Origin of the sequence: Micromonospora sp. NPDC005206 (assembly GCF_040608175.1) — a bacterium.
In the GTDB taxonomy this organism is placed as follows: Bacteria; Actinomycetota; Actinomycetes; order Mycobacteriales; family Micromonosporaceae; genus Micromonospora.
Map to the genome: position 1 here is coordinate 191,281 of NZ_JBEXHU010000007.1, position 25,311 is coordinate 216,591.

The 25,311-nt window shown below is 71.4% G+C and carries 25 protein-coding genes; 18 read left to right on the forward strand and 7 right to left on the reverse strand.

The genetic code is table 11. The features are described 5' to 3' along the window. The first annotated feature begins 1 nt into the window (after window position 1). Window positions 2-2,191: a glycoside hydrolase family 27 protein gene (locus tag ABZU69_RS12685; RefSeq protein ID WP_354964497.1), complete on the forward strand. Its 2,190-nt coding sequence runs from the start codon at window positions 2-4 to the stop codon at window positions 2,189-2,191. Window positions 2,192-2,241: 50 nt separating this feature from the next. On the opposite strand, the gene ABZU69_RS12690 is transcribed toward ABZU69_RS12685, so the two are convergent. Beyond that, window positions 2,242-2,400, reverse strand: coding sequence for a hypothetical protein (locus ABZU69_RS12690; protein ID WP_354964498.1), 159 nt, complete (start codon window positions 2,398-2,400; stop codon window positions 2,242-2,244). A 262-nt stretch (window positions 2,401-2,662) separates the two neighbouring features. Here ABZU69_RS12690 and ABZU69_RS12695 point away from each other — a divergent pair, with 262 nt between their 5' ends. Continuing rightward, entirely contained in the window at window positions 2,663-3,838 is a 1,176-nt protein-coding gene (locus tag ABZU69_RS12695) for a zinc-dependent alcohol dehydrogenase (protein WP_354964499.1), read from the forward strand. 9 nt (window positions 3,839-3,847) lie between these two features. On the opposite strand, the gene ABZU69_RS12700 is transcribed toward ABZU69_RS12695, so the two are convergent. Then, window positions 3,848-4,327: a helix-turn-helix domain-containing protein gene (locus tag ABZU69_RS12700; RefSeq protein ID WP_354964500.1), complete on the reverse strand. Its 480-nt coding sequence runs from the start codon at window positions 4,325-4,327 to the stop codon at window positions 3,848-3,850. 281 nt (window positions 4,328-4,608) lie between these two features. Here ABZU69_RS12700 and ABZU69_RS12705 point away from each other — a divergent pair, with 281 nt between their 5' ends. The 3 genes from ABZU69_RS12705 to ABZU69_RS12715 all read left to right on the forward strand — a co-directional run bounded on the left by ABZU69_RS12705 (window position 4,609) and on the right by ABZU69_RS12715 (window position 8,430). After that, on the forward strand, window positions 4,609-6,078 hold the full coding sequence (locus ABZU69_RS12705; protein ID WP_354964501.1) for an MFS transporter: 1,470 nt from the start codon (window positions 4,609-4,611) through the stop codon (window positions 6,076-6,078). A 145-nt stretch (window positions 6,079-6,223) separates the two neighbouring features. Continuing rightward, on the forward strand, window positions 6,224-7,168 hold the full coding sequence (locus tag ABZU69_RS12710) for an RNA polymerase sigma-70 factor (protein ID WP_354964502.1): 945 nt from the start codon (window positions 6,224-6,226) through the stop codon (window positions 7,166-7,168). Window positions 7,169-7,248: 80 nt separating this feature from the next. Next, window positions 7,249-8,430: an FAD-dependent oxidoreductase gene (locus ABZU69_RS12715; RefSeq protein ID WP_354964503.1), complete on the forward strand. Its 1,182-nt coding sequence runs from the start codon at window positions 7,249-7,251 to the stop codon at window positions 8,428-8,430. A 54-nt stretch (window positions 8,431-8,484) separates the two neighbouring features. Here the strand turns inward: ABZU69_RS12715 and ABZU69_RS12720 are convergent, their stop codons facing one another. Next, complete coding sequence (locus ABZU69_RS12720) at window positions 8,485-8,988, reverse strand: helix-turn-helix domain-containing protein (RefSeq protein WP_354964504.1); 504 nt, start codon at window positions 8,986-8,988, stop codon at window positions 8,485-8,487. Between the two features lie 115 nt (window positions 8,989-9,103). On the opposite strand from ABZU69_RS12720, the gene ABZU69_RS12725 reads away from it, so the two are divergent. From ABZU69_RS12725 to ABZU69_RS12740, 4 genes are all read left to right on the forward strand, one after another. Beyond that, complete coding sequence (locus tag ABZU69_RS12725; protein ID WP_354964505.1) at window positions 9,104-9,895, forward strand: SDR family oxidoreductase; 792 nt, start codon at window positions 9,104-9,106, stop codon at window positions 9,893-9,895. Window positions 9,896-9,927: 32 nt separating this feature from the next. Beyond that, window positions 9,928-10,260: a nuclear transport factor 2 family protein gene (locus ABZU69_RS12730; RefSeq protein ID WP_354964506.1), complete on the forward strand. Its 333-nt coding sequence runs from the start codon at window positions 9,928-9,930 to the stop codon at window positions 10,258-10,260. Between the two features lie 297 nt (window positions 10,261-10,557). Then, window positions 10,558-10,731 (forward strand): hypothetical protein, encoded by a 174-nt coding sequence (locus ABZU69_RS12735; protein WP_354964507.1) that lies wholly within the window; start codon window positions 10,558-10,560, stop codon window positions 10,729-10,731. Between the two features lie 60 nt (window positions 10,732-10,791). After that, window positions 10,792-11,859 carry a DUF2855 family protein gene (locus ABZU69_RS12740; RefSeq protein WP_354964508.1) on the forward strand — a complete coding sequence of 356 codons (1,068 nt, stop codon included), beginning with the start codon at window positions 10,792-10,794 and terminating at the stop codon, window positions 11,857-11,859. Window positions 11,860-11,882: 23 nt separating this feature from the next. Here ABZU69_RS12740 and ABZU69_RS12745 read toward each other — a convergent pair whose 3' ends face one another. The 3 genes from ABZU69_RS12745 to ABZU69_RS12755 form a co-directional block, all read right to left on the reverse strand. Then, the gene (locus tag ABZU69_RS12745) at window positions 11,883-12,683 is read right to left on the reverse strand and encodes an SDR family oxidoreductase (RefSeq protein WP_354964509.1); all 801 of its coding nucleotides are present in this window, start codon (window positions 12,681-12,683) and stop codon (window positions 11,883-11,885) included. A gap of 421 nt (window positions 12,684-13,104) precedes the next feature. Next, complete coding sequence (locus ABZU69_RS12750; protein WP_354964510.1) at window positions 13,105-13,290, reverse strand: hypothetical protein; 186 nt, start codon at window positions 13,288-13,290, stop codon at window positions 13,105-13,107. Window positions 13,291-13,517: 227 nt separating this feature from the next. After that, on the reverse strand, window positions 13,518-14,078 hold the full coding sequence (locus ABZU69_RS12755) for a GNAT family N-acetyltransferase (RefSeq protein WP_354964511.1): 561 nt from the start codon (window positions 14,076-14,078) through the stop codon (window positions 13,518-13,520). Between the two features lie 203 nt (window positions 14,079-14,281). Between ABZU69_RS12755 and ABZU69_RS12760 the strand changes: the two genes are divergently transcribed. The 7 genes from ABZU69_RS12760 to ABZU69_RS12790 are packed head-to-tail and all read left to right on the forward strand — an operon-like array spanning window position 14,282 to window position 23,413. After that, window positions 14,282-14,992: a siderophore-interacting protein gene (locus ABZU69_RS12760; protein WP_354964512.1), complete on the forward strand. Its 711-nt coding sequence runs from the start codon at window positions 14,282-14,284 to the stop codon at window positions 14,990-14,992. Continuing rightward, window positions 14,989-16,239, forward strand: coding sequence for an MFS transporter (locus ABZU69_RS12765; RefSeq protein ID WP_354964513.1), 1,251 nt, complete (start codon window positions 14,989-14,991; stop codon window positions 16,237-16,239). The genes ABZU69_RS12760 and ABZU69_RS12765 overlap by 4 nt, the downstream gene beginning before the upstream one ends. Next, window positions 16,236-17,852, forward strand: coding sequence for an MFS transporter (locus ABZU69_RS12770; protein WP_354964514.1), 1,617 nt, complete (start codon window positions 16,236-16,238; stop codon window positions 17,850-17,852). Before ABZU69_RS12765 ends, ABZU69_RS12770 begins: the two co-directional genes overlap by 4 nt. 32 nt (window positions 17,853-17,884) lie before the next feature. Further along, window positions 17,885-19,054, forward strand: coding sequence for a siderophore biosynthesis protein (locus tag ABZU69_RS12775; RefSeq protein WP_354964515.1), 1,170 nt, complete (start codon window positions 17,885-17,887; stop codon window positions 19,052-19,054). Further along, a complete protein-coding gene (locus ABZU69_RS12780) occupies window positions 19,051-20,676 on the forward strand; it encodes an IucA/IucC family siderophore biosynthesis protein (RefSeq protein ID WP_354964516.1) in 1,626 nt (541 codons plus the stop codon). Before ABZU69_RS12775 ends, ABZU69_RS12780 begins: the two co-directional genes overlap by 4 nt. Further along, the gene (locus tag ABZU69_RS12785; RefSeq protein WP_354964517.1) at window positions 20,673-22,271 is read left to right on the forward strand and encodes an IucA/IucC family protein; all 1,599 of its coding nucleotides are present in this window, start codon (window positions 20,673-20,675) and stop codon (window positions 22,269-22,271) included. The genes ABZU69_RS12780 and ABZU69_RS12785 overlap by 4 nt, the downstream gene beginning before the upstream one ends. Next, window positions 22,268-23,413 (forward strand): alanine racemase, encoded by a 1,146-nt coding sequence (locus ABZU69_RS12790; RefSeq protein ID WP_354964518.1) that lies wholly within the window; start codon window positions 22,268-22,270, stop codon window positions 23,411-23,413. The genes ABZU69_RS12785 and ABZU69_RS12790 overlap by 4 nt, the downstream gene beginning before the upstream one ends. 64 nt (window positions 23,414-23,477) lie before the next feature. Here the strand turns inward: ABZU69_RS12790 and ABZU69_RS12795 are convergent, their stop codons facing one another. Beyond that, the gene (locus ABZU69_RS12795; RefSeq protein WP_354964519.1) at window positions 23,478-23,627 is read right to left on the reverse strand and encodes a hypothetical protein; all 150 of its coding nucleotides are present in this window, start codon (window positions 23,625-23,627) and stop codon (window positions 23,478-23,480) included. A gap of 365 nt (window positions 23,628-23,992) precedes the next feature. Here ABZU69_RS12795 and ABZU69_RS12800 point away from each other — a divergent pair, with 365 nt between their 5' ends. Together ABZU69_RS12800 and ABZU69_RS12805 are read left to right on the forward strand one after the other, a co-directional pair. After that, complete coding sequence (locus ABZU69_RS12800) at window positions 23,993-24,871, forward strand: ISL3 family transposase (protein WP_354964520.1); 879 nt, start codon at window positions 23,993-23,995, stop codon at window positions 24,869-24,871. A gap of 17 nt (window positions 24,872-24,888) precedes the next feature. Then, a complete protein-coding gene (locus ABZU69_RS12805; RefSeq protein ID WP_354964521.1) occupies window positions 24,889-25,305 on the forward strand; it encodes a transposase in 417 nt (138 codons plus the stop codon). Window positions 25,306-25,311: the final 6 nt, after the last annotated feature.

A 25,311-nucleotide genomic window follows, 5' to 3' on the forward strand; every position in this document is an offset into this window, starting at 1 on the left:
CATGCGCCTGATCCGACCGCTGACCGTTGCCCTGGCCGTGCTCGGCCTGGGCCTGGTCGGCCCGCTGCCGGCCACGGCCGGCCCACCGCACAGCGATCCGTCCCCGGCCCACGCCCCCGCCGCCACCGGCGCCGAGGACCAGGGCGCCCCGGCCTTCTTCAACAGCGGGCTGGCCCCGACGCCCTACCAGGGCTGGAACACCTACTTCGGCCTCGGTGGCGATCCCACCGAGGTCGAGGTCCGATCGGTCACCGACTTCATGGTCAGCAGCGGCCTGCGGGACGCCGGCTACACCTACGTCTGGATCGACGGCAACTGGGCCGCGCCCACCCCCCGTGACGAGGCCGGCCGGCTGGTCGCCGACCCGGCCCGGTTTCCCGGCGGGATGGGCGCGCTGGCGGCGTACATCCACAGCAAGGGCATGAAGGCCGGCATCTACACCGACGCCGGGCCGTACCTGCCCGGGCAGTGCGGGCTGGGCAGCAACGGCCACTACCGGGCCGACGTGGCCCAGTTCGCCGGCTGGGGGTTCGACGCGCTCAAGGCCGACTGGCTCTGCGGCCGCGCCGCGGGCCTCGACCCGGAGGCGACCTTCCGTGAGCTCGCCGACGCGGTACGCCAGTCGCCCCGGCTGATGCTGCTCAACATCTGCAACCCGGTCAGCTCCGACTGGGGCGGCGGCCCGTACACCCCGGAGCAGCTCTCCACCTGGACCTACACGTACGCGCCCACCGTCGCCGACTCCTGGCGAACCTACACGGACGTGGGGCTCACCGACCCGACGCCGCAGTGGGCGTTCCCGTGGGTGCTGCGCAACATGGACGTCAACGCGTACCACCCGGCGGCCACCGGGCCGGGGCACTACAACGACCCGGACTACCTGCTGCCGATGCGTCCGCTGCCCGGCGGCGGGTACGAGCTGAGCCTGGAGGAGTCCAAGACGCAGCTCGGCATGTGGTCCATCATGGCCGCCCCGCTGGTCATCGGCTCCGATCCGCGCGGCCTGCCCAGCGAGATGATCTCTGCCCTGACCAACCCGGAGATCATCGCGGTGAACCAGGACCGGCTGGTCCGGCAGGGCGTCAAGGTCGCCGACACCGGGGTCGACGCGCAGGTCTGGAGCAAGGTGCTCACCGGCTCCGGCCGGCGGGCGGTCGCACTGCTGAACCGGCACGACACCGCCCAGGAAATCACCGTCAACTTCGCTGACGTCGCGCTCGGCGGGCCGGTCGCGGTCCGCGACCTGTGGGCCCGCACCACCGTCGACGCCGAGCCCGGCACGGCCGGGGTCCAGCCGTTCACCGGCTCGTACACCGTCCAGGTCCCGGCGCACGGGGTGGCCATGCTCGGCCTGACCGGTGCCGACCAGGTCGCCGGTGCCAGCCTCGGCGGCACCGCCAGCGCCAGCCCCGCGCTGGTCCGGGTGGACGACACGCACGCCACCGCCTTCGTCCGCACGGCGCAGGGCGCGTTGGCGGTGAACACCCGCTCGGGTGCGACCTGGGGGACCTGGTGGACGTCCCTCGGCGGCCCGGTCGGCGGCCGGATCCTCGGCCAGCCGGCCGCGTACGGCTCCGCCGGCGGGCGGATCGACGTCTTCGTACGGGGCACCGACAACGCGGCCTGGCAGCGCAGTTACGTCGCCGGCAAGTGGGGGCCGTGGCGGAGCCTCGGCGGCACGGTGACCGACGGGCCCACGGTGGCCTGGACCAGCCCGACCCAGTGGACGCTGATCGTCCGCGGTGCCGACGGCATGCTCTTCTCGCGTACCCCGAGCAGCGGCTGGACGGGCATCGGCGCGCCCGACGACCGGCCGATCTACGGCCGGCCGAGTGCCGTCGTCGACGACGCCGGCGTGCTGCACGTCGCGGTCCGCAGCCGCACCGACGAGGTGTGGTGGCGCAGCCGGACCGGCACCACCTGGTCGGCCTGGACGAGCCTGGGCGGCACCACCAGCGGCAGCCCGACCCTGCTGGCCACCGAGGGGCGGGTCTACCTCTTCGCGCTGGCCGCCGACAACCGGCTCTGGCAGCGCAACCTGGTCGACGGGGCGTGGGGCGGCTGGTTCCGTCGTGGCGAGTTCGCCACCGACGCGTTCCGGGGCGCACCGGGCGCCGCCGCAGGCGCCGACGGCAGCGCCTGGCTGGCGGTACGCGGCGTCGACGACCGGGTGCACCAGATCGTTCTCTGATCCATTGTGGTGTGCCGTCGGCGGCTCCTCCGTCGGCGGCACACCACGCGTCAGTCCGGAACGAGCTCCCGGCACCGGCGCAGGACGGCCAGGGCGAGTGGCGCGTCGTGGCCCTCGATGCCGGCCTCCAGCTCGGCCATCGCCCCCGCGGCCCGCGCCGGTTCACCCGCCGCCGTCCGTCCGGTCCGATGTGCGTTCGGTTGTGGCACGTCGTTGCCTCCAACGTTCGGTGCCGGCCGCCACGACTGATGACGGTGGCCGAAACGTAGGAGCGGTATCGATCGTCGAGAGGCGCTCGTAACCTGCCGGAAACCTTGGAAACAAGCTCGTAACGTCACGGGTACTTTGGGCGTCATTTTGGGCTCCGCCTCGCCGCCTGGCAGCAACCCGGCTGAACCACCGCCGCCGCGCCGGCCCGCCGCTAGCGTCGGACCGGACGGTGAGACGGCAGGGCCGACAGGAGGGGCGGCGGTGAAGGCACTGGTGTGGCAGGGCGCCGACGAGCTGGCGGTGACCCAGGTGCCGGAGCCGCAGCTGCGCAACGAGCAGGACGCGATCATCAAGGTACGCAAGACGGTGACCTGCGGCTCCGACCTGCACCTGCTGGGCGGCTACCTCCCCTTCATGGAGCGCGGCGACGTCCTCGGCCACGAGTTCCTGGGTGAGGTGGTCGAGGTCGGCCCCCAGGTGCGTAGGCACCGGGTGGGGGACCGGGTGGTGGTCTGCTCGTTCATCTCGTGCGGTCGCTGTTGGTACTGCCAGCAGCAGCAGTTCTCGCTGTGCGACAACGGCAACACCAACCCGGCGGTCATCGAGAGCCCCCGGGGCCCAATGCTCGGCGGCTGCTACGGCTACTCGCACGCCCTCGGCGGCTTCGCGGGCAGTCACGCGGAGTACATCCGGGTCCCGTACGCGGACCAGGGGGCGTTCCCGGTTCCGGACGGGGTGAGCGACGAGCGTGCGCTGTTCGCCTCCGACGCCGCTCCCACCGGGTGGATGGGCGCCGACCTGGGCGGTGTCCGGCCCGGTGACGTGGTGGCGGTGTGGGGCGCCGGCGGGGTGGGCCAGATGGCGGCGCGGGCAGCGGTGCTGCTGGGCGCCGAACGGGTGATCGTGATCGACCGCTTCGACGACCGGCTACGGATGGCGGAGACGCACCTGGGGGTGGAGACCCTCAACTACCAGAGCCACGATGTGGGCGGCGAACTGCTGGAACGCAGCGGCGGGCGGGGGCCGGACGTGTGCATCGAGGCGGTCGGGATGGAGTCGCACAGCACCGGCCCGCAGTCATGGTACGACCAGATCAAGCAGCAGTTGCGGCTGGAGCCGGACGCGCCGGTAGCCGCCCGGGACGCCATCCACAACTGCCGCAAGGGTGGCAGCGTGTTCCTGCTCGGTGTCTACGCCGGTCTGGTGGACAGGTTCCCGCTCGGCGCGGTGATGAACAAGGGCCTCACGCTGCGCGGCGCCCAGCAGCACGGCCACCGCTACATTCCGATGCTGCTCGAACGGATGGCGCGCGACGAACTGGTCACCGAGCACCTGGCGACCCACACCATGCCGCTCGACCAGGCTCCGCAGGGCTACAGCATGTTCAAGAACAGGATCGACGGCTGCGTACGGGCCGTCTTCGAACCGGCCGGATGACGCCTGCGGTCACCCGCGCCGGATCAGGCCCGGCCCGGCGAGGATGTCGGTCTCGTCGTCTTTGACGTCGTGGCCGGCTTCGCAGCGGAGCACCGCGCGGATCGGCTTGCCGCAACCGTGGTGGGTGACGAGGAGGCCGGGGCCGGTTTCGTCGGCGGCCCAGGTGTCACCCCAGTTGCGCAGGGCGGTGACCACCGGCAGCAGTTCACGGCCCTTGGGGGTGAGCTGGTATTCGTGGCGGGTGCGCTGCCCCGGCTCCCGGTAGGGGATCCGTTCGAGCAGGCCGGCGCCGACCAGTTCCTTGAGCCGGGCGGCCATGGCCGGCTCGCCGACCCCGACCCGACGGACGAAGTCGTCGAAACGGCGCGTACCGAGCAATGCCTCCCGCATGATCAGCATGGTCGATCTGCTGCCGACGATGTCCATCGCGCGGGCGACCGAGCAGTTCGCCATCGACCAGGAGTCGCGGTCGTCACGTAGATCCGCCATGCCACCAGCGTACGGCCTGACTTGCGCAATCGCTAGTCAGGTGCTTGACTGGACTCTGGCTTAGCTATGCGCAAGTCAGCTCACGTCAGCCGGCGCTGCCTGACTGGCGCCGTCCGCCTCCCCGCCGTCGCCGTCGACCCGGCACCCGCGTGGACCGAACCTTAGGACCCCCTGTGACCGACCAGCGCACCACGGCCCCGATCGGATCAGCACGCCCGCCGCACGCGAGCGCACCCGCGCCGACCGCCACCGCGCGTCCATCCGTTCGCGGCTCCCGCGCGGTGACCCTGATCGCCATGTGCCTGGGCGCGATGATCACGTTCCTCCAGATCACCGCGACGGTCTCCGCCCTGACCACCATCCAGCGCGACCTGGGCGTCGACCCGACCACCCTGATCTGGATCCCCAGCGCCTACACCCTGGTGGTGGCGAGCCTGGTCCTGTCCGCCGCCACATTGGGCAACCGGTACGGGCGCAGGCGGATGTTCGCCGCCGGCGTCATCGCCATGATCGTTGGTGGCGCCGTCGTCGCCGCGGCCCCCACCGCGGCCTGCGTGATCGCCGGGCAGTTGGTGGCGGGCCTCGGCGGGGCCCTGATCCTGCCGAACAGCCTGGCGATCCTCGGCGCGACCTTCACCGACCCGCACCGACGCACCGAGGTCATCACCGCCTGGTCGGCCGCCTCCGGCATCGGCCTGGCGGTCGGGCCGCTGATCGCCGGCACCCTGCTGCGGCACTTTCACTGGCACAGCGTCTTCCTGTCGACGATCGTGCTGGGTGTGGTCACCCTCGTCGTGGCCGCGATTGGGGTGGCCGAGTCCCGGCAGGGCGCGGGCCGCCTGGACGTGCCGGGTCTGCTGCTCGGCACCATCGCCATCGCCGCCGCCGTCTACGCCATGATCAGGGGCGGCCGGGACGGCTACACCAGCCCGGTCGTGGCGACGACCTGGATCGTCTCCGCCGCCGCGCTGGTCGGGTTCGTGCTGGTCGAGCTGCGTACCAGCGCGCCGATGCTCGACGTACGGCTGTTCCGGTCCGCGTCGTTCAGCGCCGTCATGGTCGTCGCGGCGGTGTCGCTGTTCGGCTTCACCGGTGTGGCGATCCTGCTCGTCCTGTTCCACGAGCGTGCTCAGGCGCTCAGCCCGCTGGACACCGGCTGGCGGATGCTGGTGCTCTTCGGTGTCTACGCGGTCGCCGCCTTCGCCGCCGGGCGTGCGATCCGCCGCACCGGGTTCAAGGCCCCCCTCACCGTCGGTCTCGTCCTCGGTGCCCTGGCCAGCTTCGGTCTGGCCGCCCAGGGCCCGACCACCCCGTTCGACCACCGCTGGCCGCTGCTGGCCCTGTTCGGCGCCGCCAGCGCCCTGGTGGTGGCCCCGGCGACCGCGGCGGCGCTGGCCAGCGTCGCGCCCGCCCAGGCCGGGATGGCCTCCGGTGCGGTCAACGCCGCCCGCCAGGTCGGCTCGGTGCTCGGGTCGTCCCTGCTGGGCACGCTGCTCACCACCACGATGCTGGCCGACCTGCCCGACCGGCTCGCCGCTCACCAGGTGGGCGAGCCGACCCGGACGGCGGTGCGGACGGCGGTGGCCGGCGGCGCCACCGGTGACCCGGCGCTGCCCGAACCGGTCCGGTCCGCGCTCGCCGAGGCGCTGACCGCCGGCGTACAGGCCGGCCTGCGGGTCAACGGCATCGTCTTCCTCGCGACCGCCGTGCTCGCCCTCGCCCTCGTCCGAAACCGGCCGCACCAGCACTAAGTGGTCTGAGGTGTAAATCCTTCGGGGGTCATGCGGCGGGGTCCAGTACGGCAGGGCCCGCATCCCTGGCCACGGTCTCACACGGGTGATCCAGGGTGTCTGGGGCGAGTAGACGCGGCCTGCGCGCATGATCAATCATGGGGCAATGTCGCTCCGCACGCACGAGGCCGATCTGTTCGAGAGCTCCAGGGGCCGCTTGGAGGCGATCGCCTATCGGCTGCTGGGATCGGCCGGTGATGCGGAGGACGCGGTGCAGGATACGTACCTGCGCTGGCATGCGGCGGACCGGGAACGGATCGAGACGCCCGAAGCGTGGCTGACGAAGGTGGTCACCAATCTCTGCCTCAACCAGCTCACCTCGGCGCGGGCCAGGCGGGAGACGTACGTGGGGCAGTGGCTCCCTGAGCCGGTGCTGGACGGAGATCGGATACTCGGTCCCGCCGACACCCTCGAGCAGCGCGAGTCGGTCTCCATGGCGATGCTCACCCTGATGGAGCGGCTGTCCCCCAATGAGCGCGTGGTGTATGTGCTGCGCGAGGCGTTCGGGTACGCGCACCGCGAGATCGCGGAGATTCTGGACATCACCGAGTCGAACTGTCAGCAGATCTACCGGCGTGCCAGGCAGCATCTGGCTGTCGAACGATCCCGCACGGAGATCGATGCGGTCGCCGCCCGGAAGATCGTCGAGGAGTTTCTCGCCGCGGCCCTCAGTGGCGACACCAAGCCGCTGATCCGGCTGCTCGTCGACGACGCGGTCAGCATGGCCGACGGCGGCGGCAAGGTTCATGCCCGCAGGACCCCGGTCATCGGAGCGATGGACATCGCGAAGTACCTGCGTGCTCTGTTCCAGCCGAGCGATGCCAAGCGAGCCCTCGTCGGTGGCACTCCCGCCTTCTACGCCGTCGTCGTCAACGGCGGTCCTGCCGTGCTGGCGGAGGTCGACGAGCAGGTCATCGGCGTGTTCTGCCTCGATGCGACCCCCGACGGTCTGGCGTCGATCCACATCCAGGTCAACCCGGACAAACTTCAGCGCGTCGCGCGACAGTGGGCGGCCGCTGGACCCCATCGCCCACTGGTGGTGGATTGGTGACCCAGCTCACACTCGTTCCCTGTCAGGGATCGCGCGCCTGTCCGGTTCAGGAGGTGAAAGCAACCAGATAGGAGCGAGCCATGAAGCACCGCATCGTCGTCCTGGGAGCCGGATACGCCGGAGCCAACACCGCCGGGCGCCTCGCCAAGCGGCTGCACCGCGACGACATCGAGATCACCCTGGTCAACGGCGACCCGGAGTTCGTCGAACGGGTACGCATGCACCAGCTCGCGAGCGGGCAAGATCTGCAGCCTCGCCCACTGCGCGACGTCTACGCGGGCACCGGCGTACAGGTCCGGACCGCGCGGGTCGCCGCTGTCGATGTGGAAGGCAAGACCGTCGATCTCGGCGGTGAGACCCTCGTCTATGACACTCTCGTGTACGCCCTGGGCAGTGCCATCACCGATCACGGCGTCCCCGGTGTCGCAGAGCACGCCTACAACGTGGCCGGCAAGCAGGCCGCGCTCCGGCTGCGGGCGCGCCTGAGCGAGGTGAAGTGCGGTGGGACCGTGCTGATCGTGGGCGGCGGCCTGACCAGCATCGAGGCAGCCACCGAGATCGCCGAAGCCCACCCGGACCTTGAGGTCGCGATCGCCGCCCGTGGCCGCGTCGGCGGCTGGCTCAGCGACAAGGCCCAGCGCCACTTGCGCGGCGCCCTGGACCGGCTTGGCATCACGGTCCACGACCATGCCGACATCACGCGCGTCGAAGCGAACGGCGTGGTCACCGGTGCAGGTAGAAAGATCGAGGCTCAGGTGACCGTGTGGACCGCGGGTTTCACCGTGCACCCGATCGCGGCCGCCACCACCCTTGAGGTGTCCGACAGTGGCCGGATCGTCGTCGACGCCAGTATGCGATCGGTCTCGCACCCCGATGTGTACGCCGTCGGCGACGCCGCGCTCGCCGAAGGAGCGGGCGGCAAGCCACTGCGGATGTCCTGCGCCTCGGCAAACCCGATGGCGTGGCTGGCGGCCGACGTCATCGCCGCGCGCTTGACCGGTCGCAAGGTTCCCGAGACCACGATCGGCTACTCCTTGCAGTGCATCAGCCTCGGACGCCGCGATGGAATCATCCAGCGCGTGACCCCCGAGGATCAGGTCACGTCCACCGTCATCACGGGCCGGACCGCCGCCCGCATCAAGGAGATGATCTGCGCTAGCGCGGCCTGGAGCATCTCCCACCCGACCATGATGATGCCGAGCCGCCGCCGGCACCTCGCGGTCACCGACGCAGTGGAGACCCGACTCCTCGCCCGGTCATGACGAAAGAGCGTTGCCGGCGTGAAGAACTTACGACTGCGGCCACCAAGGCGTGTTTCAGAGAGGTGCCGACTGGGTCGGGATGTGCTCGTAGCGCTTGCGCATGATCTCGCTGGCGGCCGGGCCGGCGGCGAAGACGAAGTCGCTGTCGTCGAGCGGACGACCGGTGCTCCGGTCGACGATGACCGGATCGGCTTCCACGCCGGTGTTCCGGTCGACCAGGATCATGCTGCGTTCGCTCGGGTCCAGGCGGGAGTTGCCCCACGCGGCCAGGGCGACCACGACGGGCCGCAGGCTGCGGCCGAGGTCGGTGAGGACGTACTCGTAGCGGTCCGGCCTGGTCTGGTAGCGACGTCGTTCGAGCAGCCCCTGGCCGGTGAGGGTCTTGAGCCGGCTGGTCAGGATGCTGGACGAGACGCCCAGGTTGGCCTGGAACTGGTCGAACCGGGTGTACCCGTCGAAGGCGTCGTGCAGGATCAAAAGTGTCCACCACTCGCCCACGTAGCCCAGTGCGCTGGACAGCGGGCACTCGCGGTCCTCCAAGCGGATCTTTCCTGCCACGGATGTGCCCTCTTTCGAGTCGGTGCTACTGTCGAAGTCAGTAGGTTCTGTTTCAGAAGCAACTATACGGCGTCCCGACGACGCCCGCTTCATGCTGCGCAGACAGGGGTGTCCGATGTCCGAAACGGTGTCCGCACGGGACTCGCTCCAGGGCCGCCGCGCCCTGGTGACCGGCGGTACGAAGGGTGCCGGCGCGGCGATCGCCGCCCGGCTGCGCGAGGTCGGCGCGGACGTGTGGATCAGTGCCCGCAGTGAGCCCGAGGAGTTCGAGTTCACCGACCGGTTCATCGCCGCCGACACGTCGAGCGTCGACGGCGCGCAGGCGGTGGCCGAACGCTTGCTCGGCGAGGGTGGCGCCGACATCGTCGTGCACGTCGTCGGCGGGTCGCACGCCCCGGCGGGTGGCTTCGCCGCGCTGACCGAGCAGGCCTGGGCCGACGAGTTGAACCTCAACCTCCTCGGCGCGGTACGCCTCGACCGGCGCCTCGTTCCATCCATGATCGAGAAGCGCGCCGGTGCCATCGTGCACCTCTCCTCGATCCAGCGCCGCAAGCCGATGTACGAGGCCACCCTCGGGTACGCGGCCGCCAAGGCGGCGCTGACCGCGTACAGCAAGGGCCTGGCCAACGAGGTGGCGCCGTACGGCGTCCGGGTCAACTGCGTGGCACCCGGCTTCATTCAGACCACCGCCGCCGACGCCCTGGTCGACCGCCTCGCCGCCGGGAACGGCGTCGACCGCGACACCGCCCTCGGGCAGTTGATGGACTCCCTGGGCGGTATCCCGCTGGGCCGCCCGGCACGCCCGGACGAGGTGGCCGACCTGGTGGCCTTCCTGGTCTCCGACCGCGCCTCGTCGATCGTCGGCGCGGAGCACGTGATCGACGGCGGCACCATTCCGACGGTCTGACCCGACCCGACCCGCAGAAGGGACACCGAACAATGACCGCCAACCAGGCGACGCCGGACATCATTCGCCGCTACTTCGAACTCGCCGGCCAGCCGGATTCCGAGGACTACTTCGCCCTGTTCGCGCAGGACGCCGTCGTCGAGGACGAGTCGACCGAGTACCGCGGCATCGAGGCGATCCGCGAGTGGCGCCGCGAGGTGCCGCTGGTGTCGTACGAGATCACCGACGTCTACATCATTCCCGCCGGCACCATCGTGACCACGACGATCACCGGGGACTTTCCAGGCAGTCCGTTCGCCGGGCTCAGGTACCGCTTCAGCGATTACGACGACAGCGCGATCCGGGTCCTCCGCATCGCACCCTGACGGCCAGCGCCGGATTGTGCGTTTCCACAGGGCGAGGGCGTACGGTGGGCATGTCGCCCGGGGCCCCGGTGGCCGGCAGTCGCTGTCGCCACCAGCCCACGAGGGGCGTTAACGATCGTCATCTTCATCGCCGCGAGTGCTGGTCGTGTTGGTTGATCACTGACCACGTCCGGCTGTCGGATCAACCGGTCACCGCACATTCGGGTTCAGCGCGATGGCCGGTGGTGGAGTCCGACCCGTTCACACCGCCGTCCGGCGAGCATGACCGTTGGGGACGGCTCAACCAGGGAGCACCAGATGAAGATCGCCAGGGACCGGATCGTCAACGCACTTCGTGATCGGGGCCAGCAGGCCAGAGCCGACTGGGTCGAGCGCGAGCTCCCGGAGCAGGTTGACCCGGCCAAGCACTCCGGCCTGCTCGCCACCCTGCACCTCGACCCGGCCGACCTGGCCGACGCGCCCTCCCCGTGAGCGGGATTTTGCATTGAGAGTGCACTTGTCTCCGTTTCCGGGACTGTCTAGCTTCAGACCATGCCTGCCTCATGGACATTCGCCGTGGCCCGTGATGACCTCGGCCGGACCACCATCGTCGATGGCGCGACCTCCGCTCTGTCCGACGGTGAGGCGCTGCTCCGGGTGGACCGTGTCGGCCTGACCGCCAACAACGTGACCTACGCGGTGCTCGGTGACTCGATGCGCTACTGGCAGTTCTTCCCGCCGGACGCCCGTGGGCTCGGGTCGCAGTGGGGGCTCCCGCCGCTGTGGGGCTTCGCCGAGGTGATCGCGTCGACGGTTCCGGAGGTCGCGGAGGGGCAGCGGGTCTACGGCTACCTCCCGCCCGCGGGTCACCTCGTGGTGCGGCCACACCGGGTGGACGCGTCCGGGTTCCGCGACGCGAGCACGCACCGGGCCGGGCTGCCCTCGCCGTACAACGCCTACCGGTCGACCACCGGCGACTCGGCGTACCGGCCCGAGCAGGAGGATCTGCTGGTCCTGTTCCGGCCGCTGTTCTTCACCTCCTTCATGCTGGCCGACCAGGTCGCCGACAACGGCTTCCACGGCGCAACCTCGCTGGTGATGTCGTCGGCGTCCAGCAAGACCGCCTACGCCACGGCGTTCGAACTGCACGGCCGTGGCCCGCGCCTGGTCGGGCTCACCGCACCGGGCAACGTCGCCTTCACACGGTCGCTCGGCTGCTACGACGAGGTCCACTCCTACGACGACATCGGCGTCCTCGACGTGGTTCCGACCGTCTATCTCGATCTGTCCGGAGCGCCATCGACCCGTACCGCTCTGCGACGACACCTCGGTGACCAACTCGTCCGGGACATCGCGGTCGGGCTCACCAACCAGACCCCGAACGCCGACGCGGCCGAGGAGGTGTTCTTCGCGCCGGTCCAGATGCGCAAGCGCAGCCTGGACTGGGGCCGCGAAGGGCTGGACCAACGGTTCAGCGAGGCCTGGCAACGGTTCACCGCGGTGGTGAGCGGTTGGCTCGACGTCCGGGTCGGCGCGGGGCCGGAAGCCCTGCGGCACGCGTGGATCGAGGTCCTCGGCGGCCGTACGCCACCACGGGTGGGTCACATCGTCCAGCTCTGAGTGGCGATGCCCAGTCGGAACGCCTACGGGATGATCGCGTCGACGTAGCCGCCGTCGACCCGGACCGCGGCGCCGGTCGTCGCGGAGGCGAGGGGAGAGGCGAGGTAGGTGACCATGTTGGCGATCTCCTCGGGCTCGATCAGCCGCTGAAGCAGGGACTGCGGCCGGTGCTGCCGCATGAACTCCCGCTGCGCCTCGTCCCACGGCAGGCTGTCGCCCATGAGGTCGGAGATGAAGCCCTCGACGCCGCCGGTGTGGGTGGGCCCGGCGAGCACGGAGTTGACGGTCACGCCCGTGCCGGCGGCAGCCTTCGCGAACCCGCGTGAGACGCCGAGCAATGCCGTCTTGGAGACACCGTAGTGGATCATTTCGGCCGGGATCGCGACCGCCGAGTCGCTGGCGATGTACTGCACGCGTCCCCAGCCGCGCTCCATCATCCCGGGCAGGTAGGCCCGGGTCAGTCGGACGCCGGCCAGCACGTTCACATCGAAGTAGCGACGCCACTCGTCATCCGAGATCTCCAGCGCGGGAGTGGGGCCGAAGATGCCCAGATTGTTGATGAGAATGTCGACGGTGGTCAGCAGGTCGAGGGTCCGGGCGGTGCCCTCGTCGCTGGCCACGTCGGCATCGACCTCGATCACGTCGGCACCGGGGACCTCGCTCCGCAACGCCACCGCCGCCTTCTGGACACTGGCGGCGGTACGGCCGTTGACCGCCACCCGGGCCCCCGCGCGAGCGAGGCCGGCCGCGATGGCCGCGCCGATCCCCTGGGTCGAACCGGTGACCAGCGCGGTCCTGCCCGCGAGATCGATGTGAACCGTCATGGCTGTCCTGTTCGTCGGCGTTTCCCCGGCCACCCCGGGTCGGGGGACCGCTTCCGGCAACCTCGACCGTAACGGCGCCGGCCGGACCCGGCAGCGTGAGTGGTGCTGTCAGGAGGGATTCGTCGCCTACCGCCCGCCGGATCGGCGCTGGATCCTGCCGCCGAAGCTGGCCCCGGCCGACCCAGAAAATCTATGCCGGAACAGGTCCGGGCGCGGTCGTCGGAGAGGTGGCCGCGCAGCCCGGCCACGATTGGGTGATCAGCCGGGAGGCGTGCAGTCGCGAGATGCCGACCTGGGCCTGGGCCTGGCTGCCGTGAAAGCGCGGCTCAGGATCCTGCGCCCGGTTTCCGGCAGCGTGGCGAGGGCAGGATGCTCGTGAGTGGGGAGCCCGTGGTGGGGCAGATGGAGTGGAAGCCTCAAATCAGTCGCGCTGCTCCGGGTTGTCGCCCGCCGTCGCAGTAGGCCGGGCCGGCTTCACCGCGAACGGATGGCGTAGGCGCCGCATGGCCTCCTCGCTGCCGTCGACGGTCACGCTCGAGCTGTCCAGCCCGTCGGCGGCCGCGTTGGCGAGAAACAACACGGGTCGATCAGTTCCGTTCGATGTCATGCACGGGTCCTTTGTTCAACAAGGAGTGAGTCTGGGCCGTCGGCAACTCCTGCCGCACAACCTCGTGACAAACGCGGCGCTCGCACTGGCGCCAGAGCGCGGTGTCTGGATCCCGGGGAAGGCCCGGCGACACCAATACACCGCACCATACCCGGCATCGCCGTTCGTCATGCGCCAGCGCATGCCCTCAGTGCGCGAGCACCCTCCGCTGCCGGCCGAGTCGGCGGTCAGGCCGGGGTCGGGTGGTCCGACTCGAACCGCGCGCGCGTGAGGAAAGCGAGCCGGGCGCGCTTGTCCGGCATCTCGATCTCGGCCCCGAAGGTGAAGCCCTCGACCTCCAGTCGGCGTAGCGCGAGGTGGTTGCGCACGTCCGGCTCGACGACGATCCGCTGGGCGGCCGGGTCGCGGAACAGGAAGCGCGCGAGGGCGGGACCGGCGGCGGCGGTGAGGCCCTGGGCGAGGCGCCGGTCGGGGCTGAGCAGCAGGTGCATCCCGACGTCGCCGGGCTGGACGGGGTAGCGCTCGCCGACCGGGTCCGCCTCGGGCTGGTAGGTCTGGAAGAGGCCGACCGGCTCCTCGTCGATCATGATCAGGTACGCGTGGTGCGTCGGCAGGCTGTCGACGAAGGCGTAGATCTCGCGTACCTGCTCCAGCGTGTGGGACCCCATGCCCCAGAAGGAGTTGCGGGGGCGGGTGACCCAGACGTGCAGGAGTTCGGCGTGCCGGTCGGGGTCGACGGTCACCAGCGACAACTCGCCGAGGCCGGGGATCTTCTCCTGGTATGTCATGTCGCGCTGTCCTGTGCTGAGGGGCGGTGAGGTGGGCCGTGACCGGGCGAGTGCGTCGATGCCCGTCCGCCCACAACTGGCGCTCGTCGCGGTCGGCGTGGCTCATTCAGGCACTGCGCCGAAGCGAGGGGGACACGTGTTCCGTCCGGTGTCAGGTTAGGTTACCCTCCCCTAACGAAGGCTGACCTTACCTGGAGGGGTGCGTGAAACGGAACTGGGAGGCCCTGGTCCTCAAAGCCATGGGAGGCCGGGACTTTCGGTTGACCGTGCTGGGCGCCGAGTCGATCGACGGGCACTACCAGCGGCTGCTCCTGGACGGCGGCGGCCTGCTGGAGGCGTGCGGGGTCCACCCCACGATGTGGGTCCGGCTGTGGTTCGACAATGACGGCCGCGCACACCAGCGCGCGTACACGCTGGTGGACCCCGACCCGGCGACGGGCCGGTTCAGCCTCGAATTCGCCATCCACGACGGTTGCGCCGCACGCTGGGCCACCACGGCACGGGTCGGCGACACCATCGGCGCCACCGTCCAGGGCAGCGCGTTCCAGCTGCCAGACCCCGCACCCGGGCACCTCTACCTCGTTGGCGACGCGGCCTCCCTGCCGGCGGTGAACAGCCTGCTCGACGCCGGCGCCGACATCCAGGCGACGGTCTGGCTGGAGTACGCCCACGAGGGCGGGAAGGCGCTCACGCCACGAGCCAGGGCGCACCACGACGTCACCTGGGTGCCTCGGCGCGACGCCGGGCAGCACCTGGTCGACACGGTCTGCGCCGCCCTGCCCGCCAGCGACGCGGCCCACTACTGGGTGGCCTGCGAGGCGGCCAGCACCCGCACCATCGTCCGGCACGTCCGGCGCACCCTGAGCGTCGACAAGGGTCAGCTGACGTCTCTCGCGTACTGGAAAGCCGCATGACGGGTCGCCTCGGCACCCTGACCGCGCTGTACGTCACGCAGTATCTCGGCATCGGCTTCATCACCGTCGGGCTGACCGCCATCCTGCGCGACGGCGGCACCTCGCTGGACACCCTGGCCCTGCTGCAGATCGTCGGTCTGATCTGGCCCGTCAAGTTCCTCTGGGCGCCGATCCTCGACCGGTACGGCTCCCGTCGCCGTGGCCACTACCGATCCTGGCTGCTCGTGCTCCAGAGCGCCCTGGTCATCGCCCTGCTGGCGCTGCTGCCGTTCTCCCGCCCGGCAGACGCGCTCGGCCCGGTCATCGCCATCTGCGCGCTGTACGTCCTCTTCTCCGCCACGCAGGACATCGCCGTGGACGCGGTCGCCGTGCGGATGCTCACCGAGTCGGCCCGTGGGACCGGCAACGGCATCCAGGTGGCGGCGAGCTACCTCGGCAACCTGCTCGGCGGCGGCGCCTGCGTGGTGGTCTACGACCGGTTCGGCTGGGTGCCGGCGATCAGCTTGCTGGCCGCGCTGACAGCCATCGGCCTGCTGGTGGTGTGGCGGTTCCGTGAGCCGGCCCGTACCGACCGGGTGGCCCGGGTCGGCACGGCCTACCGGGCGCTGCTGTCGGTGTTCGGCCAGCCGGGGTGCCGGTGGTGGACGTTCGGCGTGGTGCCCCTGGTCTACGTCGGCGCCGGCATGGCGTACGCCCTGGTGACGCCGGCCCTGGTCGACGCGGGATGGTCGTTGGGCCGGATCGGCGTGGTGACGGGTGTGGTGATCAGCGCGCCGGCCATCGTGGCCGGTCTGCTCGCGGGGCTCGGCATCGGTCGGTTCGGGCGCGGCGGTGTGCTGGTGCTCGGGGGACTGGCCCTGGTGGTGTCGACGATGATGCTGCTGCCGTTGATGAACGGCCGCGCGCCGCTGGCCGGGACGGTCGTCGCGCTCTGCTGTTTCATGGTCGCCTACACGATCGCCAACGTCGTGCTCTACACGGTCAACATGGACTACTCCCGACCGGGCACCGGCGGCACCGACTTCACCGTGCTGTCGTCGTTCGGGCTGGTCTGCTCGTTCGTGGCCGCCTCCGTCGGCCTCGCGGCGGCCGATCGGGTCGGCTATCCGGCCGTCGCGGTCGCCGCCATCCTGCTGGTGGTCGCCGGGGTCGCCCTGGGCCTCGCGCACCAGCGACGGTTCCCCCGTGCGCCCCTCCCCGGGTCGGCCACGGAGCCAACACCGGACGCTGTGAAGGCAGTGGCATGACATTCGGTGGCGGACACGGGGCGGCTGTGGACGCGCCGACCGCCGGTCAGACGGCGGTTCGGTCAGCCACCCTGACCACCGCGTCGGCCCGGCTGCCCCACCGGTGGCTCATCCTGGCCGTGCTCTGTGCCGCCCAGCTCGTCGTGGTGCTGGACAACACGGTGCTGACCGTGGCGGTGCCGGTGCTCACCACCGAGCTGGGCGCCAGCACCGCCGACGTGCAATGGATGATCAACGCGTACGCGCTGGTTCTGTCGGGTCTGCTGCTCACCGCCGGCAGCGCCGCCGATCGGTACGGGCGCCGTCGGATGCTGCTCGCCGGGCTGGTCCTGTTCGGGCTCGGCTCGCTGGCCGCCGGCCTCGCCAGCACCAGCGGGCAGCTGATCGCCGCGCGGGCCGGGATGGGCATCGGTGGTGCGTTGCTGGTCACCGCCACCCTCGCGGTCGCGATGCAGGTGTTCGACGGTGCCGAACGGTCCCGGGCCATCGGCATCTGGGCTGCCACCAGCGCGTTGGGCTTTGCTGTCGGACCACCGATCGGTGGCACAATCCTCGCCCACCTGCTGTGGGGCGCCATCTTCCTGATGAACGTCCCCGTCGTGCTGGTCTGCCTGGTGGTCGGCCGTGCGCTGATACCCGAGTCCCGGAATGCGGCCGGTGGCCGCCTCGACGTGGTCGGCGCGGTGCTCTCCACCGCCGGGCTGACCGCCGTCGTCTGGTCGATCATCTCCGGGCCGGAGCGGGGTTGGGTGTCGGCTGGGGTGCTCGGCACGGCGGCCGTCGGCGTACTCCTGCTCGGGCTCTTCGTCCACTGGGAGCGGCGGACCACCGACCCCATGCTGGACATGCACTTCTTCCGGGACCGGCGTTTCGTCGGCGCGATCTCCGGCGTCGTCCTGATCACGTTCGGGGCCACCGGCGCGCTGTTCCTGCTCACCCAGCACCTGCAGTTCGTCCGCGGCTACCCGGCCTGGGAGGCCGGCCTGCGGATGGCGCCGTTCGCTCTGTCCATTGTGCTGCTGAACGTCAGCGGCGTCGCCGCGGCCCTGATCCGTCGGCTCGGGTTGGCTGCTGCCATCGCCGTGGGCATGACGCTGCTAGCGGGTGGTCTCGCAGTGGTCACCCTGCTCCCCTCCGACGGCTACGGGGTGCTGCTGGGTGGGCTGCTCGTCATGGGTGTCGGCTGCGCTCTGGCCAATCCGGCGATCGTCGAGGCGGTGATGAGCGCGATCCCGGCGGAGAAGGCCGGCGCCGGCGCGGGGGTCGACGGCACCATGACCGAGGTCGGCGGCAGCCTCGGCATCGCCGTGCTGGGCGCCGTGCTGAACGCCCGGTTCGCCGCCCTGCTGCCGGCCACCCTGGCCGGTGCCGGATCGTTCCCGGCGGCTCTCGCCGCGGCCCGTGAAGGGCCGGAACGGGAGGCGGTCACCGTCGCCTTCGCCTCGGCGCTGGAGACCGGGCAGACGGTGGGCGCCGTCGCAGTCCTGGTCGGTGGCCTGGTGGCCGCCGGGCTGCTGCACCGGGCGCACCGGTCGGAGTCTGAGCCCGTCGGGGGTAGGCAGCAGAGCCACCCAGACCGCGCATACCTCCACAATAAGGATAGGCTAGCCTAATAACGGCGATAGTCCTAGTCGACGGAGGCGGTATGCGGCTCTACATCACCGCGCTCAACCCCACCGACGCCGTCCTGGAGGGCTTCCTCCCGGCGGCGGCATCGCTCGGTCTGCCGGTCACCGTGCTGACCGATCGACCCGGGGAGTGGCCGGCCGGCTCGCCGGTGGCGCGGTGTGCGATCCGGGACGCGGCAGCGGTGGTCGCGGCGACAGCACCCGACCGACCGGTGGCGCTGTTGTCCAACAGCGACCACCTTCAGGAGGTGACCGCCGTCGCCGCCCGCAAGCTCGGTCTTCCCGGCAAGGATCCCGACGCGGCACGTCTCTGCAAGGACAAGGCCGCGGCCCGCAGGGCGATCGAGGCGGCCGGGCTCGACCTGGTCCGCTCCGTCGCCGTCGGCCCCGGTGTCCCGCCCGCCGTGTCGGAGGAGATGTTCCCGGCGGTGGTCAAACCCCGCGAGGGGGTGGCCAGCGAGGATGCCTACCTCGTGGCCGACCACCGGGAGCTGGGCGCCCGGGTCGCCGAGATCCGCGGCCGGCGGCCGGACGTCGCCCTCGTGGTCGAGGAGTACCTTGCGGGAGAGCTGCGGACCTACGACACCCTCGGCGACGGTACGGCGCTGGCCGACCTCGGCGGGTGGCGCACCCACCTCGGGCCGCCGCCCACCTTCACCGAGGAGAGCCTCGACTGGTCACCCCCGGCGCAGCCGACCAGCACCCAGCTGCGAGCGCGGCTCGACGCGCTCGGGGTCGGCCTCGGCGCCTGCCACACCGAGTACGTGGTCCAGGACGGCCGGGTCCGCCTCATCGAGGTCAACTACCGCCTCATCGGTGACCGGATGGACCTGATCCTCGCCGAGTTGCTCGGCGTGCCGCTGTTCGAGTACGTCATCCGGCTGCACCTCGGCGAACCGCTGGCCGCCCTCGACCTGCCCGCCACCGTCGACCGGTACGCCCGGGTCGAGTACGTCTGCGCGGACCGGACGGGCCTGCTCGCCGCGGCACCCGGCCGACTGGACACGACCCGGGGCGACGTCCGGCTGAGCTGCCGACCCCTACGCGAGGTGGGCCGCACCGCCGCCCGTACCGGCACCAACCGCGACTACCTCGCCGTGCTGCACGCGATCGGCCCCGACCAGGACAGCGTCCGAGCGTCCCTTGCCACCTTCCGCCGCGACCTCCAGTGGACGATTGTCGAGTGAGCGACGACTGCGAGCGGGAGGTGTTCCTCCGGGTGCTCGACGCGCTGCTGCGCGAGGACCACCTCGGCCTGCTCAGCGGAGGCAGACTGGCGGCTCCCGACTGGTGGGAAGTCCCGCACGACGCCGGGATGCTCCGGATTCCGGTTCGCGCGGACGGCTTCCAGCAGGTCCTGCGCAGCGCCGCACCGGTGGTGCACGTCGTCATCGACGGGGACACCCGGCGGGCAGACACACTGGACGGTCTGCTGAGGTTGCTCGCTCCGCACGGGGACGTCGAGGCCGAGGCGGGCTGGCGGGACTTCGGTGCCGAGTGCCGAGCCGACCTGCGGGCCCGGCGGCTCGCCGCCCGTGCCCGGCCACGCGTGCTCGCCGCCGTGGCCGCCCAGCGTGCGATCACCCCCACCGGCATGGCGGCGGCGCTCCTGGACGACGTGCTCGCCGCGCACCACGGTCATCCGGTCTACCCCACCGATCGGTGCCGGCACGGACTCGACGACGACGACCTTCTCCGGTACGCGCCTGAGCACGCGCCGCGCTTCCCCCTGCGCTGGTACGCCGTTCCGGTCGAGGACGTGACCAGCACCGGCGACCTTCCGGCGTGGTGGCCGTCGGCTCCCCGCCCGGATCAGGTGCTGATGCCGGCGCATCCGCTCACCGCGGCACGCGACGCGATACCGACGGCGGACCTACCGATGATCTCCGCGCGGCCCACCCTCTCCATGCGGACCGTCGCGCTCGACCACGACCCGTACCTGCACCTGAAGGTGCCGCTGCCGACCGCGAGCCTCGGGGCCCGCAACCGGCGGACACTGCACCCGGGCTCGCTGGTCGACGGTGCGACGGTCGCCGGGCTGCTCGACCGGATCGCCACCGCGGAACCGGCCTTCGCCGGCCGGATCCGTCATGCCGACGAGAGCACCTACGCGTACGTCGACGGCGACGAACGTCGCGGTTTCCTGCTGCGCCGGTATCCGCGCGATCTGGATGGGGTGCAGGTGGTGCCGGTCGCCGCCCTCGCCGCACCCGATCCGGTCGCGGGCACCGTCCTCGAACGGGTCAGCCGCGGACGGCCCGAGACGCTGCTTGACTCCTACCTGGATCTGCTGCTCGACTGGCACGTCTGCCTCTGGCTACGGCACGGGGTGGCCCTCGAGGCGCACCCGCAGAACATCCACCTGCTGGTGCACCCGGACGGGTCGGTCGGCCTGCTCTACAAGGACAACGACGGCGCCCGACTGGACCTCCGGCATGGTGGCCCGGCGGGGCTCCCGCTGCGGGACGAGCGGATGTGGGCACGCGACCCGCAGGAGCTGGCCGACGTGTTCATCACCATCACCCTGCACCTGGCCGCGGCGGCGCCCCTGATCGCCCTGGCCGACAGAGGGCTGCCGGTGCCCGCACCGGCCGCCGCGCTCGCGCCCCGGCTGGCGGCGGCGCGGGACCGTTGGGGCGACGGGCCGGCGGTGCGATCCTTCACCGAGCGGGTCCTGCGGGCCGCCCACCTGCCCATCAAGGCGATGCTCACCGCCGGCACCCTGCTGCCCAAGCAGCGGCTCGGCTGCTCTGACGTCAACAAGTACTACCGGCGCACCGGCCCGAACTACCTCCGGGAGGCACGATGACGAGCGCTCAGCTGCGCTCCCGGCCCGGCGTCGGCGCCAGCCACCTCGCCGACCTGGCCGCGGCCCACACCGTCTTCGGCTGCCTGCTGCGCGAGATCGCCCTGCCCGATGGCAACGCCACCGTGGTCGGCGGGGCCGCCCGCCTGCTGCTGCGGCACCTTGGCGTGACACTGCGCTGCGCCGTCGCGCGAACCTCGCCGCTCGGCGCGCACCGGTACGTCGGGCCGGTGCAGCGGAACACCGACGACGGCCGGTGGGAGGACCTGGACGCTGCCGGCCTGGCCGCCCTGGTCGCGGCGGAGCTCGCCGCTCATACCGGCCAGGTGAACGACGAGTTCCTCGGGCAGGTCCAGGCCAGCCGGGACACGGTGGCCCGGCTGCTCGCCGAGCGTCCGGCGCAGGATCCCACCCCCACCGGCGAGCCGGCCATCGACGCGTACGTCGATTCCGAACAGTCGCTGATCTTCGGCCACCCCCACCACCCCACGCCGAAGTGGCGCAGCGGTGATCCGGACAGCTGGCGGGCCTACGCGCCGGAGCTGCGCACCGCGTTCCGGCTGCACTGGCTCGCCGTACCGGACGACCTCGTCGCCGGCGCCGGGCCCTTCGACCCGCTGATCACCGCCCTCGACCCGCCGCGGCCCCCGGCCGGGCACCGGGTGCTGCCGGTGCACCCCTGGCAGCTGTCGCTGATCCCGCCAGCGGACCCGCGGCTTCGCCACCTCGGTGCGGCTGGTGTTCCGGTACGGCCGACAGCGAGCGTCCGCACCCTCTACGCCCCCGACGCCGATCTGTTCGTCAAGACCAGCCTGCACGTACGGATCACCAACTGTCTGCGCAAGAACGCACGGTACGAACTCACCGGCGCGGTCGCCCTGACCGAGCTGCTGGCCCGGGTGCCGATGCCGGCCGGGGTCGGGGTGCTCGCCGAGCCTGCCTACCGCACAGTCAACGTCGCGGGCGCGGACGAGGCGTACGGGACGATCCTGCGCACCGGCCTGCGTCCGCACCTGCGACCCGGGGACACCCCGGTGCTGGCGGCGGCGCTGGCCGCCACGCCGCTGGCGGTACCGGATCCGGTGCCCTGGTGGCGCGCGTACATCGGGCTGCTGGTGCCGGCGGTGCTGCGCTGCTGGCTCAGCCACGGCGTCGTGCACGAGGCGCATCTGCAGAACGTGGTCGTGGTCCTCGACCGGGAGCGTCACCCGGTGCGGATGCTGCTGCGGGACCTGGAGGGGTTGAAGCTGGACACCGACCGGTGGGCCAGCTGGCCGGACGGCGTCCCGCCGCAGGTCGGCTACGGTCCGCGGGACGCCCGCCGCCGGATCGTCTACTGCCTGTTCGTCAACCACCTGGGCGGGGTCTGCGGCGCTCTCGCCGACGGGCGACCGGGGATCGAGCCGCGGCTGTGGCAGGAGCTCCGTACGGTCGTCGAGGCGGTGTCGGCCGACCTCGGCGATCCGCCCGAGCTGCGTGCGCTGTTGAGTGGAGAGCCGCTGGTGGCCAAGGCGAACCTGCTGGTCCGGTGGCGACGCGACGCCGACCGTGCCGCCCCGTTCGTGCCGGTGCCGAATCCGATGGGCGGGCCACGGTGACCCGACCGGTCTACGTCCATGACCTCGACGGGCTGGCCGCGCATGCCCGGTCCGTCCGCGCGGCGCTGCCGCAGGGGATCGAGCTGCTGTACGCGGTCAAGGCGAACCCGGACCCGGGGGTGCTGCGGACCCTCGCCCCGGTCGTCGACGGGTTCGAGGCCGCCAGCCGTGGCGAGCTGCGCAGGCTGGCCGAGGTGCTGCCGGGCCGGGCGCCGGGCGCGTACGCCGGGCCCGGCAAGACCGACGAGGATCTTGCCGCGGCCCTCGCCGCCGGAGTGCACCGCATCCACGTCGAGTCGCCGGCCGAGCTGCGGCGTATCGGCGCGCTGGCCGCCGCCTCGGGCCGGTCGGCCCAGGTGCTGCTGCGGGTGAACCTGCCGGTGGCCGCGCCCGGCGCGAGCCTGATCATGGGCGGTGGACCCAGCCCGTTCGGCATGGATCCGGCCGACGCGGTGGAGTGTGCCCGCCGGCCGCCCGCCGGCGTCGAGGTGCGCGGAATCCACGCCCACCTGGCCAGCGGACTGGACGCCCCGCTCGCCGGCGCGGTCGCCGCCGCCGTGGTCCGCTGGTCCGTCGCCGAGGTCGGTGCCGCCGAGGTCGATGTCGGGGGAGGAATGACCGTCGACTACGGCGACCCGACGGCGCGATTCGACTGGGTGAGCTACGGCCGCGCCCTGGCGGACGTCCTCGACGCGTACCCCGGCCTGCGGCTGCGCATCGAGCCGGGCCGGTCGGTCACCGCCTACTGCGGGGCGTACCTCACCGAGGTGGTCGACGTGAAGCGCTCCTACGGCGAGTGGTTCGTGGTGGTGGCGGGCGGCACCCACCACCTGCGTACACCCGCGGCGAAGGGCCACCCGCAACCGTTCAGCGTGCACCGGCGGCGCGGTGCCGACGGCCCGCGCAGCGACGGCGGGCCGGTCACCGTGGTCGGGCAGCTCTGCACCCCGAAGGACGTGCTGTCCCGCTCGGCCACCGCGGGGCCGATCGGCGTGGGGGACGTGCTGGCCTTCGCCATGGCCGGCGCGTACGCCTGGAACATCAGCCACCGCGACTTCCTGCTGCACGAGCCGCCGCTGTTCCGGACCGGTGACCCGGATGAGCTCGCCGCCGACTGGGCGGCTCGGCCGTTGCGGTCGTGACCGTAAATGCCGGTGGGCCGTCGGGGCGGATCGCGCCCTGACGGCCCGTTGTCGTCGGCCGTCGTCAGCCGTTGTCGATCAGACTGGCGATCTCGTTGTAGATGAGGTGCGCCTTCGCGCCCTGGTTCGACGGGCAACCGCCGAGGTGGTGCAGGGCGATCACCCGGTGGCTGGCGTTCAGCACCGGCGAGCCCGAGTTGCCGCCGGAGGTCATGCGCCGCTCGGGGCCGGCGTCAAGGCCAAGCCCGCCACGCGGGTCGATCTACGGTCGAACCTGGACCCCGACCCCTCGCCGGCGTTTGTCTGCACCGAGCCGGGAACCAGGACAGACCGGTCACAAAATCCCTGACCGAAGGGGTTGACCGGCCCCGCCCCTTCAGGGCTCTGATCCTGGGGTTACCCGGATCAGAGCCTTTTCCGTGGTAAGCCGCCAGGAGCGTCATGACGGCTCAACGAAGTTGATGGGGGTCGGCTGATGCCGCCGGTCTGTCCGAGGTGGACCCTGGTGTGAGGGTGCCCGTGGCCTTGGTGATCATCTTGTTGTCGAGGCAAGCTGATCACAACAGAAGAGCCACGGGCATGGTTGAGGATACGACGCGGCTGTTGGGCCTTGCCGGTCTGGCGGTCGTCGGAGTCGCTGACGGGCCGGACGGTCCGGTGGTGGACCTGGTCACCGCGGATGAGCAGGCACGGCAATGCCCGGAGTGCGGAACACCGGCGCGTAGGTCGAAGGGCCGGCGGGTGACCCGGCCGCGTGACCTGCCCGTGGGAGGGCGGCGGCCGAGTCTGCGGTGGTGTAAGCGCCGTTGGCGTTGTGATGAGCCTGGCTGCCGGCGGGGGTCGTTCACCGAGGCGGTGGCGGCCGTGCCGGCCCGTAAGCGGTTGACCGCACGGTTGCGGGCAGCGGCCGGTGCCGCGGTCGCCGACGGTGGACGCACGGTGGTGCAGTCGGCGCGGGATCATGAGGTGTCCTGGCCGGTGGTCGCCGCCGCGTTCGCGGCGCATGCGGCTGCGGTGCTGCCTGAGCAGCCGCGACCTGTCGAGGTGTTGGGCATCGATGAGATCCGACGGGGCCGGCCGAAGTTCGTGTTCGACGAGGCCACCGGCACGTGGCAGAGCACCGTGGACCGCTGGCACGTCGGGTTCTGCGATCTGTCGGGCGGGCAAGGGCTGCTCGGTCAGGTCGAGGGCCGCACCGCCCAGGTCGTGGCCGACTGGCTCCTGGCCCGCCCACCGCAGTGGCGTGATCAGGTCCGTCACGTCGCGATCGACATGTGCACGATCTTCAAGTCCGCCGTCGAGCGGGTGCTGCCTCACGCACAGCTCGTCGTCGACCACTTCCACCTCGTCCAGTTGGCCAACGCCACCGTCACCGAGGTCCGCCGCCGGGTCACCGTGCAGGCCGCGGCCGGCGCGGACGCAAAGGCAACCGTGAGTGGGAGCTGCGCAACCGGCTGACCCGCTCCGCCGCCCGAATGCGCGCCGAGCACGTCGACGACCTCGAAGCCGAACTGTCCGCGCTGCCCGCACGCATCGGCGTGCCGATCCTGACGGCGTGGAACGCCAAGGAAGACCTGCTCGACCTGCTCGCGCTGGCCCGCACCGACCCGGACCGTGAACGCATCGCCGCACTGCGGTACCGCTTCTACCGTCGGTGCGCCAACGCCGACCTGCCCGAACTCGAACGCCTGGCCACCACCGTGCAGACCTGGTGGCCCCAGATCCTGGCATTCATCCGCACCGGAATCACCAACGCCGGCTCCGAGGGCACCAACCGAGTGATCAAGACCGTCGCCCGCGACGCCTACGGCTTCCGCAACCCCGTCAACCAGCGACTACGCACCCGCTGCGCCACCACCCGACGCACCCGAGGACACCTCAACCCCCGCTAACCTCGC

What these genes read in the sequence shown, in the direction of transcription:
- ABZU69_RS12765 (WP_354964513.1), top strand. Translation starts at nt 14,989, where the DNA reads ATGACGGGTCGCCTCGGCACCCTGACCGCGCTGTACGTCACGCAGTAT.
- ABZU69_RS12725 (WP_354964505.1), top strand. Translation starts at nt 9,104, where the DNA reads ATGTCCGAAACGGTGTCCGCACGGGACTCGCTCCAGGGCCGCCGCGCC.
- ABZU69_RS12770 (WP_354964514.1), top strand. Translation starts at nt 16,236, where the DNA reads ATGACATTCGGTGGCGGACACGGGGCGGCTGTGGACGCGCCGACCGCC.
- ABZU69_RS12685 (WP_354964497.1), top strand. Translation starts at nt 2, where the DNA reads ATGCGCCTGATCCGACCGCTGACCGTTGCCCTGGCCGTGCTCGGCCTG.
- ABZU69_RS12775 (WP_354964515.1), top strand. Translation starts at nt 17,885, where the DNA reads ATGCGGCTCTACATCACCGCGCTCAACCCCACCGACGCCGTCCTGGAG.
- ABZU69_RS12735 (WP_354964507.1), top strand. Translation starts at nt 10,558, where the DNA reads ATGAAGATCGCCAGGGACCGGATCGTCAACGCACTTCGTGATCGGGGC.
- ABZU69_RS12805 (WP_354964521.1), top strand. Translation starts at nt 24,889, where the DNA reads ATGCGCGCCGAGCACGTCGACGACCTCGAAGCCGAACTGTCCGCGCTG.
- ABZU69_RS12715 (WP_354964503.1), top strand. Translation starts at nt 7,249, where the DNA reads ATGAAGCACCGCATCGTCGTCCTGGGAGCCGGATACGCCGGAGCCAAC.
- ABZU69_RS12785 (WP_354964517.1), top strand. Translation starts at nt 20,673, where the DNA reads ATGACGAGCGCTCAGCTGCGCTCCCGGCCCGGCGTCGGCGCCAGCCAC.
- ABZU69_RS12710 (WP_354964502.1), top strand. Translation starts at nt 6,224, where the DNA reads ATGTCGCTCCGCACGCACGAGGCCGATCTGTTCGAGAGCTCCAGGGGC.
- ABZU69_RS12740 (WP_354964508.1), top strand. Translation starts at nt 10,792, where the DNA reads ATGCCTGCCTCATGGACATTCGCCGTGGCCCGTGATGACCTCGGCCGG.
- ABZU69_RS12730 (WP_354964506.1), top strand. Translation starts at nt 9,928, where the DNA reads ATGACCGCCAACCAGGCGACGCCGGACATCATTCGCCGCTACTTCGAA.
- ABZU69_RS12700 (WP_354964500.1), bottom strand. Translation starts at nt 4,327, where the DNA reads ATGGCGGATCTACGTGACGACCGCGACTCCTGGTCGATGGCGAACTGC.
- ABZU69_RS12745 (WP_354964509.1), bottom strand. Translation starts at nt 12,683, where the DNA reads ATGACGGTTCACATCGATCTCGCGGGCAGGACCGCGCTGGTCACCGGT.
- ABZU69_RS12795 (WP_354964519.1), bottom strand. Translation starts at nt 23,627, where the DNA reads ATGACCTCCGGCGGCAACTCGGGCTCGCCGGTGCTGAACGCCAGCCAC.
- ABZU69_RS12755 (WP_354964511.1), bottom strand. Translation starts at nt 14,078, where the DNA reads ATGACATACCAGGAGAAGATCCCCGGCCTCGGCGAGTTGTCGCTGGTG.
- ABZU69_RS12750 (WP_354964510.1), bottom strand. Translation starts at nt 13,290, where the DNA reads ATGACATCGAACGGAACTGATCGACCCGTGTTGTTTCTCGCCAACGCG.
- ABZU69_RS12800 (WP_354964520.1), top strand. Translation starts at nt 23,993, where the DNA reads ATGGTTGAGGATACGACGCGGCTGTTGGGCCTTGCCGGTCTGGCGGTC.